Source organism: Pseudomonas sp. 313 (assembly GCF_000316965.1).
GTDB lineage: Bacteria > Pseudomonadota > Gammaproteobacteria > Pseudomonadales > Pseudomonadaceae > Chryseomonas > Chryseomonas benzopyrenica.
Genome location: NZ_ANBZ01000049.1, coordinates 1 through 8,279, shown reverse-complemented (window position 1 = coordinate 8,279; position 8,279 = coordinate 1). Strand labels below are relative to the sequence as shown.

Below are 8,279 nucleotides of genomic sequence, written 5' to 3'. Positions count from 1 at the left end.
ATCGAGGCAGCCGGATGCGGCGTAGGTTGGGTTGAGCGTCAGCGAAGCCCAACACCCAAGGCACCCTGCGCCTGTTGGGCTTCGGCGATGGAGCTGCCTCAGCCCAACCTACGGGGGGCCGGTATCGGCGTTCGAGCCTCAGGCGTAGACGTAGGGCCCACCCTGCTCCAGCGCCCGTTGATAAGCTGGGCGGGCGTGGATGCGCTTGAGAAAGTCCACCAGCCTGGGGCGCTTGTCGTTGTCGAGGCCGGCGCGGGCGGCGGCGGCTTCCAGGGGGAAGCTGAGCTGGATGTCGGCCGCGGTGAAGCTGTCGCCGACGAACCAGCCGCTGGCGCCCAGCTGGCTTTCCAGGTAGTCCAGGTGCAGGTCCAGTTGCGGCTGGATGAAGCTGGCCGTGGCCTTGGCGGCGATGCCCTTGGCGATGGGTCTCGCGAAGAAGGGCATGGGCGAGGTGGCGATACGGTCGAACACCAGCTTGAGCAGCAGCGGCGTCATGGCCGAGCCCTCGGCATAGTGCAGCCAGTAGGTGTAGCGCACGAACTCGGGACTGTCCTGGGCCGGCAGCAGTTGCGGCCCGTAGCGCCGTGCCAGGTAGTCGACGATGGCACCGGATTCGGCCAGGGTCAGGTCGCCGTCGACGATCACCGGCGACTTGCCCAGCGGGTGCACCTTGCGCAATTCCGGCGGCGCGAACAGCCCGCCGGCGGCCCGTTCGTAGCGCTGTACCCGATACTCGATGCCGAGCTCTTCGAGCAGCCATAGCACTCGCTGGGAGCGGGAGTTGTTCAGGTGGTGGACGACGATCATGGTCTTTCCTTAGGCCGGGGACGGACGATCAGGGCGCCGGAGTGCCCGGTTCGCCCAGGGAGGTCATGGCCTCGCGTGGTTCCAGGCGTCCGCGGAAGTCGCGTCCGCTCGGGTGCTGGAATACATGGAGGCCGAATTCCGGGAGGATGGAGAGCAGGTGATCGAAGATGTCCCCCTGGATACCCTCATATTGCGCCCACACCGTGGTGTTGGTGAAGCAGTAGATCTCCACCGGCAGACCCTCGCCGGAGAGCGGCATCTGGCGCACCAGCAGGGTCATGCCCTGGTGGACCCCGGGATGGGCGCGCAGATAGCGTTCGACATAGGCGCGAAAGGTGCCCAGGTTGGTCACCCGGCGGGTGTTGACCGGTTCCTGGCCGCGCTTTTCCAGCTTGCGATTCCAGTCCGCCAGTTCCTGTTCCTTGGCGGTGAGGTAGTCGTCCAGCAGGTTGAAGCGGTGCAGGTGCTCGCGCTCGGCGTCGCTGAGGAAGTGCACGCTGTTCTGGTCGATGTTGAGCGCCCGCTTGATGCGCCGGCCACCGGCCTCCTGCATGCCGCGGTAGTTGCGGAAGGAATCGGTGATGAATCTCTTGGTGGGGATGGTGGTGATGGTCTTGTCGAAGTTCTGCACCTTGACCGTGTGCAGGGCGATGTCGATGACGTCGCCATCGGCGTTGAGCTGGGGCATTTCGATCCAGTCGCCGACGCGGATGATGTCGTTGCTGGAGATCTGCACGCTGGCCACCAGGGAGAGCAGGGTGTCCTGGAAGATCAACAGCAGCACCGCGGCCATGGCGCCGAGGCCGGAGAGCAGGATCAGCGGCGAGCGGTCGATCAGGGTGGCGATCATCAGGATGACCGCGATGGCGTAGATGACGATCTTGCTGACCTGGACGTAGCCCTTGATCGGCTTGAGCCGCGCCGAAGGGCGCCGCGAATAGAGCACGTTGACCATGTTCAGGGCGCTGCCCAGGGCCAGGGCGATGGTCAGCACGATGAAGGCGCTGCAGACGTTCTGCACCACGGTGACCAGGGCATCGGGGCGACCCGGCACCAGCTCGATGCCGATCGAGAGCACCAGGGCCGGGACGATGTTGGCCAGCCGGCCGATGACCCTGTGGTGATTGAGTTCGTGATCCTGGCCGAAGGAGGTGCTGCGCAGCAGGCGATAGAAGCCGCGCACCAGGATGCGCTTGACGATCCAGTTGAGAACCCAGGCCGCCAGCAACAGGCCGAGGCAGGCGACCAGGGTGAGCAGTTGAGGGTGTTTTTCGAGGTCGTCGATCAGTCGGGTCAGGGCCGTGGGCATAGGGGGTCTCTTGACGGGATACTACGGACGCCACGTTAGCAAAGCTGCGCCCTGCTTGCCGTATTCGTCATCTGCGGTCAGTCCTAGGTTCAGCCCTTTCAGGAAGATATCCATGCGTCCCTTAGCTGCTGTTCTTACCGTCGCCGCGACATTGCTGCTCGCCGGGTGCGTCGGGCGCCCCTTCGCTCCACCGACCCTGGATGATCGCCTGGCCGATCTGGGCTATCGGCAGGGCGCTGCCGTGGACACCATCCTGGGCTTCGATCTCTCCGGCTGGCACTACCTGGACACCCGCCACCTGGCGTTGGGGACCGGGCTCGGCCGCGCCTATCTGGTGGACTTCGCCGTGCCCTGCCGCAACCTGGCCGCCGGCAATCGGCTGGGCTATCGCTCGCGGGCCGCTGGCCTGCGTCCGGGCGACTTCCTGGTGTCCACCGATGCCCGGGGCAGTCGGATGGAGTGCCCCATCGGCGGCCTGTATCGCCTCGATCCCTTACGCTGAAACGCGATGATCCTGACCCTCGGGCATTCCAATCACCCACTGGCGCGCTATATCGAACTGCTGCAGGCGCAGGAGGTGACGGCGGTGGCCGATGTGCGCTCGCAACCCTATAGCCGCCATGTGCCCCAGTATCGCCGAGAGGCCTTGCGCGAAGGGCTGGCGGCTGCCGGGATCGCCTATGTGTTCCTGGGCCAGGAGCTGGGCGCACGCAGCCCGGATCCGGCGCACTATGAGGATGGGCAGGTGCGCTATGACCGCCTGGCCGCCAGTGCGCTGTTTCAGCGGGGACTGCTGCGCCTGGAACAAGGCCAGGCACGCTGGCGGATCGCCCTGCTGTGCGCCGAGCGCGATCCCCTGACCTGTCATCGTGGCCTGCTGGTGGCGCCCTGTCTGGTGCAGCGGGGCCTGGCGGTGACGCATATCCACCCGGACGGTCGGCTCGAAAGCCAGACCGAGCTGGAAGATCGGCTACTGGCCGCGAGCGGCCTGGCGGATGGCGATCTGTTCAGCTCGCGCGAGGAGCGGTTGAAACGGGCCTATGCCCGCCACGGCTGGCGGTAGCCCGCCTAGCGCTCCACCGGCTCGCGCTTCTTCCACCAGCCGGCGTAGAGGCCGATGGGATAGACGCTGACCAGCACGGCGAAGACCAGCCAGGTGCGCCAGGACCAGGCCGACAGTACGAAGCCCTGGGAGAAGCCCACGAGCAGGTAGCAGGCGGCGGCGACCAGCAGGATGCTACCGAGGGCGCTGCCGAAGCGGGGTCTTGGGGTCATGGCGGTTCCAGGTCTGGGCAGAGGAGGGCGTCTCTTTTAAGCCAGCGCCGGACGCCTGGCAATGCCCCTGACTGCAACCAATTGTTTGTTGTCGATCAGGGCTTGAAGGCCCCGATGAAGATGCTCGGGTCGACCCGCACGTCGTTGAGGCTGACGTTCCAGTGCAGGTGCGGACCGGTTGCGCGCCCAGTGCTGCCGACGCGACCGACCACGCCACCGCGGGGCATCTCCTGGCCGACCTGGACGTCGACGCGGGACAGGTGGCAGAACATGCTGATCAGCCCCTGGCCGTGATCGACGAACACCGTCTTGCCGTTGAAGAAGTAGTCGCCCACCAGCACCACCTTGCCGGCGGCCGGGGCCTTGACCGGGGTGCCGGTGGGCACGGCGAAGTCCAGGCCCGAGTGCGGGTTACGCTCCTGGCCGTTGAAGAAGCGGCGCAGGCCGAAGGGACTGGAGAGCGGGCCGTCCACGGGTTTGTCCAGCAGCAGATTGCTGGGCTGGTTGGGGGAGAACAGTCGGTAGGCGGCCTGCTGCTCGGCCAGTTCGCGCTCGAAACGCTTCAAATCCTCGGGATTGGGCGTGACCTGGCGCTGGTTCTTCAGGGTGATGCGCTGCTCGGCGTAGTGACGGCTGCCAACCGTGAAGGCCTGGGGCGCGGCGCCGGCGACCTCCAATGGCTGGCGGCCTGTGGCCGTGCCCAGGGGGATACCGACGATGGCCACCCAGCCATTGCCGTCCTTGACCACCAGCACCGGCTTGCCCTGGTAGCGCACCCGCGGCGCGGCGTCACCGGGGATGGGGACCACGGCGACGCCGCCCGGCACCGGCTTGTCCAGCAGACGTTGCAGGTAGGTGCCGGCGTGAGCGGGCAGTGCGAGGAACAGGCAGCAGAGCAGCGGCAGCAGGCGGGGCATGGGGTTTTCCAACGGCGAAAACGCCCATGCTGGGGCAGGCAAGGGCCGCGGGCAAGGCACCCGCGGCATTCTTCATCAGTTGGGGACGATCTTGTAGAGCACGGTTTCCAGCGCCGGCTTCTGTTTTGGATCGAAGAAATTCATCTCGGGGATGCGCGAATCCGTGACATAGACGGTGCCATCCGGGCCGCGGCCAAAGGTGTCCGGCCAGATCAGCTGCTTGTCCTGTACCAGGGTAGTGAGCTGACCGTTCTCGCGGACCTTCACCGCATGCTCTTCCACCGCGCTGACATAGAGACGCCCTTGCGGATCCATCAGCAGGCCATCGGCCGGGCCGTTCTCGCCGATCTTTTCCACCTTGGCCGGCAGGCTGGCGAGCTCATCACCCTGCAGGCTGGCGGTGGCGATGCGATAGAGGGTGTTGCCCTTGACCGCCTGCCAATAGAGGTAGTCGCCGGCCGGGGAAAGGGCAATGCCGTCGGCGGAAAATTCCACGCCGCGGCCATCGGGGCGCATCAGCGGTTTGCCGTCGACCTTGACCTTGACGCCCTTCTCGGCCTGGGTGCTGGGGTCGCCATCCAGGGCGCGGCGGGCCTTGCCGCTCTCCAGGTCCAGCACCACCAGGGCGCCACGGGCGCCGGAGTCGGTGATGTAGGCATGGCGACCGTCCGGGCTGAATCTCATGTCGTTGAGATAGCTGCCCTGGGGCGCCACGCTCTCGTCCAGCGCATAGACCTTGCTCACCTGGTTGCTGGCCAGATCGATCTTGACCAGCTTGGGTGCGCCGGGCACCACCAGGGCCTGGGCGGGAGCGCCCGGATCGATCACCCAGAGACTGCCACGGCCGTCGGCCACCACGGATTGCACGCAGACCCAGTGATTGCCCGGGGTTAGCTCGTCGCGCTTGGCGTTGCGCCAGCCATTCCAGGCCAGGTCCGGATAGGGCACCAGGCTGCCATCGGGCTTGAGTTCGGCCACCGAGACCTCGCTGTCTTCGGTCCAGCGCGGGAAGTTGACGAAGATCCGGCCGCTCTCGCTGACGGTTACGCCAGTGACCTGATGGTCGAAGCTGGCGACCTTTTCCAGCTTGGCGCTGGAGTCGGCGGCCAGGGCGACGGGGGCCAGAGGCAGGGCGGTCAGCAGGGTGGCCAGGGCGAGGCGGGAGAGGGCGGGTCTGGGCATGGCAGGGTCCTTGTAGGGGTGACCGGACGGTCCGGTGCTACAGGTACGACTGCCTTGGCCGTGGAGAAAGTCGCCGGGACCGACGACCGGCTGGCCGTTGGCCAGCCCGGGAACGCACCGGGAAATCCCGAGGTCCTCCCTGAAACCCCAGAGGAGAAGACCATGGTCCGTCCCATCGCCAGCAGCCTGGCCCTGCTAACCCTGAGTGCGCTACTCGCCGGTTGCGACAAGCCACCGGAAACCCCGCCGCCCCAGCGCAGCGAGGTGGTGCAGAAGAGCGCGCCTGGCAGCGATCCGGCCACTCAGTCGCCTGATCGCACCGTGGAGCATGGTAATCCGGGGACCAAGGCGCCCTGAGGCGCCGGCGTCAGTCCAGCAGCGACAGGGTGACCGGCGCCTGGTGATTGTCCAGCACCCGCACCTCCAGCTCGCCCTCGGCCAGGCGGGCCTGGAGCTTCTGGCCCGGCTGTACCTGGCCGGCCGCACGCACGGCCTGGCCACGCTCGTCGAGCAGGATGCTGTAGCCGCGGCCCAAGGTCGCCAGGGGGCTGACGATCTGCAGGGTCTGGACGGTGCCGGCCAGGCGCTGCTGGCGCTCCTTGAGTTGCCGCTGCATGACTCGCGGCAGGCGGTCGGCCAGTTGCTCAAGACGCTGGCGCAACAGGGCCAGCTGGCGCCCGGGATGCTGGCCGGCCAGGCGGGTGTCCAGGTGCGCCAGGCGATCCCGGCGACGATTCTGGGCGATGACATAGGCGCGTCTCAGGCGCAGGTCCAGGTCGTCCAGGCGCTGGGCCTGCTGGCGCAGTCGTTCGCCAGGGTGGCGCAGGCGGCGGCTGCAGGCTTCCAGGCGCAGGCGCTCGCGAGCCAGGCGCTCGCGCATGCGCAGCAGCAACTGGCGATGCAGACCGTCCAGGCGCTGGCGCAGGTCGGCGCTATGGGGGGCGAGCAATTCCGCCGCCGCCGAAGGGGTGGGTGCGCGGACATCGGCGACGAAGTCGGCGATGGAAACGTCCGTCTCGTGACCCACGGCGCTCACCACCGGGGTCTGGCAGGCCGCCAGGGCGCGGGCCACGGATTCTTCGTTGAAGCACCAGAGGTCTTCCAGGGAGCCGCCGCCGCGCGCCAGGATCAGCGCATCGAAGCCCTGGCGGTCGGCCAGTTGCAGGGCGCGGACGATCTGGGCGGTGGCCTCGCGACCCTGCACCGCGGTGGGGATCAGCGTCAGCTCCACCTGGGGCGCGCGTCTCTTGAAGACGCTGACGATGTCGCGGATTACCGCGCCAGTGGGCGAGGAGACGATGCCGATGCGCTGGGGATGGGCAGGCAGCGGGCGCTTGCGTTCGGCGGCGAAGAGGCCTTCGGCGGCCAGGCGCTCCTTGAGGGCCTCGAAGGCCAGGCGCAGGGCGCCGTCGCCGGCCGGCTCGACGCTGTCGAGGATCAGCTGGTAGTCGCCGCGGCCTTCGAACAGCGAGACCTTGCCGCGTACCTTGACCGCCAGGCCGTCGCGCAGGGCTTGCCGTACCCGGCCGGCGTGCTGGCGGAACAGCGCGCAGCGCACCTGGGCCTGGCCATCCTTCAACGTGAAATACAGGTGGCCCGAGGCCGGCTTGGCCAGGTTGGAAATCTCGCCCTCGACCCAGACCTGGGCGAAGACGTCTTCCAGCAGCACCCGGGCGCGGCTGTTGAGCTGGCTGACGCTGAGCACCTCGCGGTCGAGGCCGAGGCGAGCGAAGGGATCCTTGAACATGGGGCGCTATCTGTGGCTTTCGTCGGCCTCACCTTAGCAGCTCTGGGCGCGGGGCGAGCAGCCCATTAAGCTGCGCGCCCCTTCCTTCGAGACCCGCGTTCCATGACCCTGCGCCAGACCATCCTTGCTCCCCGCATTTCCAGCCATCCGCGGGTGGAGCGTACCGCCGTGGAGATCCTTGGCTGGCTCGCCGCCAGCGGTGTGGTCAGGGCCGAGGCCTCGCCCTGTCTGCCCAGTCGCGGCCGGCGCGGCCATGCGCCGGGACCGCGACTGACCGAGGTGCTGCGCCTGACGCCAGGCATGGACGATCCGCGCGACTTCGCCGACGGCGGCCTGGAAATCGTCACCGAACGCTGCATCTTCACTCCGCTGGACGGCTTCGAAGGTCGGGCGCGCTGCCCCGCCTGCCGCCGCGAGATCGGCGAGGCGCTGTTCGAACACCTGGAAGTCTGGATGCCGGCGGAAAGCGATAACTTCGCCTGCCCGGAATGCGATCACGAAGACGACATTAACGGCTTCGACTTTCCCCAGCCCTGCGCCTTTTCCGACCTGGGCTTCATCTTCAACCACTGGCCGGCACGGGCCTTCGCTCCGGCCTTTTTGGAGGAATTCCGGAGGCGGCTGGGGCAGCCGTTGGCGGTGGTGGAGGTGTAGGGGCGGGTGGGTCTATCGCGGCCATGGGCCGCTCCTACGGTTGCCCCGCGGCCGCATCGGCGGCCGCGATTAGGCATCGGTACATGACGGTGAACAGGGCTCAACCGGAGGTTGGGTTGAGACGGCTTCACCGTCGAAGCCCAACAAGGGCACGCGACTGGCGTTGCGAGGTGTTGGGCTTCGCTGCGCTCAGCCCAACCTACGGGTTCACCCCTGCAACTGGCGCAGCCACTCCAGCCTCGCCGAGGTATCGGCACCGGGCACGGTGCCTGATCGTAGGCTGGGTTGAGACGGCTCTTTCGTCGAAGCCCAACAGGGGCGCGCGACTGGCGTTGAGGTGTTGGGCTTCGCTGTGCTCAGCCCAACCTACGGGTTCACGCCTGCAACT

The 8,279-nt window shown here is 67.4% G+C and carries 10 protein-coding genes; 4 read left to right on the top strand and 6 right to left on the bottom strand.

Annotated features, from left to right (window positions below):
* Positions 1-138 precede the first annotated feature (138 nt).
* Together C722_RS0111605 and C722_RS0111600 are read right to left on the bottom strand one after the other, a co-directional pair.
* Positions 139-807, bottom strand: a complete 669-nt coding sequence (locus C722_RS0111605; RefSeq protein ID WP_017640652.1) for a glutathione S-transferase family protein — start codon at positions 805-807, stop codon at positions 139-141.
* Between the two features lie 28 nt (positions 808-835).
* The gene (locus C722_RS0111600) at positions 836-2,116 is read right to left on the bottom strand and encodes a mechanosensitive ion channel family protein (RefSeq protein WP_017640651.1); all 1,281 of its coding nucleotides are present in this window, start codon (positions 2,114-2,116) and stop codon (positions 836-838) included.
* Between the two features lie 112 nt (positions 2,117-2,228).
* On the opposite strand from C722_RS0111600, the gene C722_RS0111595 reads away from it, so the two are divergent.
* The gene (locus tag C722_RS0111595) at positions 2,229-2,618 is read left to right on the top strand and encodes a DUF6491 family protein (RefSeq protein WP_026083796.1); all 390 of its coding nucleotides are present in this window, start codon (positions 2,229-2,231) and stop codon (positions 2,616-2,618) included.
* A 6-nt stretch (positions 2,619-2,624) separates the two neighbouring features.
* On the top strand, positions 2,625-3,179 hold the full coding sequence (locus C722_RS0111590) for a DUF488 family protein (RefSeq protein ID WP_017640649.1): 555 nt from the start codon (positions 2,625-2,627) through the stop codon (positions 3,177-3,179).
* Between the two features lie 5 nt (positions 3,180-3,184).
* Here C722_RS0111590 and C722_RS0111585 read toward each other — a convergent pair whose 3' ends face one another.
* From C722_RS0111585 to C722_RS0111575, 3 genes are all read right to left on the bottom strand, one after another.
* On the bottom strand, positions 3,185-3,391 hold the full coding sequence (locus C722_RS0111585) for a hypothetical protein (protein ID WP_017640648.1): 207 nt from the start codon (positions 3,389-3,391) through the stop codon (positions 3,185-3,187).
* A gap of 95 nt (positions 3,392-3,486) precedes the next feature.
* Positions 3,487-4,308 (bottom strand): M23 family metallopeptidase, encoded by an 822-nt coding sequence (locus tag C722_RS0111580; RefSeq protein ID WP_017640647.1) that lies wholly within the window; start codon positions 4,306-4,308, stop codon positions 3,487-3,489.
* 75 nt (positions 4,309-4,383) lie between these two features.
* Positions 4,384-5,490 (bottom strand): L-dopachrome tautomerase-related protein, encoded by a 1,107-nt coding sequence (locus tag C722_RS0111575; RefSeq protein WP_017640646.1) that lies wholly within the window; start codon positions 5,488-5,490, stop codon positions 4,384-4,386.
* 162 nt (positions 5,491-5,652) lie between these two features.
* On the opposite strand from C722_RS0111575, the gene C722_RS0111570 reads away from it, so the two are divergent.
* On the top strand, positions 5,653-5,847 hold the full coding sequence (locus C722_RS0111570) for a hypothetical protein (RefSeq protein WP_017640645.1): 195 nt from the start codon (positions 5,653-5,655) through the stop codon (positions 5,845-5,847).
* Positions 5,848-5,857: 10 nt separating this feature from the next.
* Here C722_RS0111570 and xseA read toward each other — a convergent pair whose 3' ends face one another.
* Entirely contained in the window at positions 5,858-7,237 is a 1,380-nt protein-coding gene (gene xseA, locus C722_RS0111565) for an exodeoxyribonuclease VII large subunit (RefSeq protein WP_017640644.1), read from the bottom strand.
* A 102-nt stretch (positions 7,238-7,339) separates the two neighbouring features.
* Here xseA and C722_RS0111560 point away from each other — a divergent pair, with 102 nt between their 5' ends.
* Positions 7,340-7,891, top strand: a complete 552-nt coding sequence (locus C722_RS0111560) for a hypothetical protein (RefSeq protein ID WP_017640643.1) — start codon at positions 7,340-7,342, stop codon at positions 7,889-7,891.
* Positions 7,892-8,279 lie beyond the last annotated feature (388 nt).

Bases quoted from the DNA above. Each gene is read 5' to 3' on its own strand.
- C722_RS0111605 (WP_017640652.1), bottom strand. From the start codon at position 807: ATGATCGTCGTCCACCACCTGAACAACTCCCGCTCCCAGCGAGTGCTA.
- C722_RS0111600 (WP_017640651.1), bottom strand. From the start codon at position 2,116: ATGCCCACGGCCCTGACCCGACTGATCGACGACCTCGAAAAACACCCT.
- C722_RS0111595 (WP_026083796.1), top strand. From the start codon at position 2,229: ATGCGTCCCTTAGCTGCTGTTCTTACCGTCGCCGCGACATTGCTGCTC.
- C722_RS0111590 (WP_017640649.1), top strand. From the start codon at position 2,625: ATGATCCTGACCCTCGGGCATTCCAATCACCCACTGGCGCGCTATATC.
- C722_RS0111585 (WP_017640648.1), bottom strand. From the start codon at position 3,391: ATGACCCCAAGACCCCGCTTCGGCAGCGCCCTCGGTAGCATCCTGCTG.
- C722_RS0111580 (WP_017640647.1), bottom strand. From the start codon at position 4,308: ATGCCCCGCCTGCTGCCGCTGCTCTGCTGCCTGTTCCTCGCACTGCCC.
- C722_RS0111575 (WP_017640646.1), bottom strand. From the start codon at position 5,490: ATGCCCAGACCCGCCCTCTCCCGCCTCGCCCTGGCCACCCTGCTGACC.
- C722_RS0111570 (WP_017640645.1), top strand. From the start codon at position 5,653: ATGGTCCGTCCCATCGCCAGCAGCCTGGCCCTGCTAACCCTGAGTGCG.
- xseA (WP_017640644.1), bottom strand. From the start codon at position 7,237: ATGTTCAAGGATCCCTTCGCTCGCCTCGGCCTCGACCGCGAGGTGCTC.
- C722_RS0111560 (WP_017640643.1), top strand. From the start codon at position 7,340: ATGACCCTGCGCCAGACCATCCTTGCTCCCCGCATTTCCAGCCATCCG.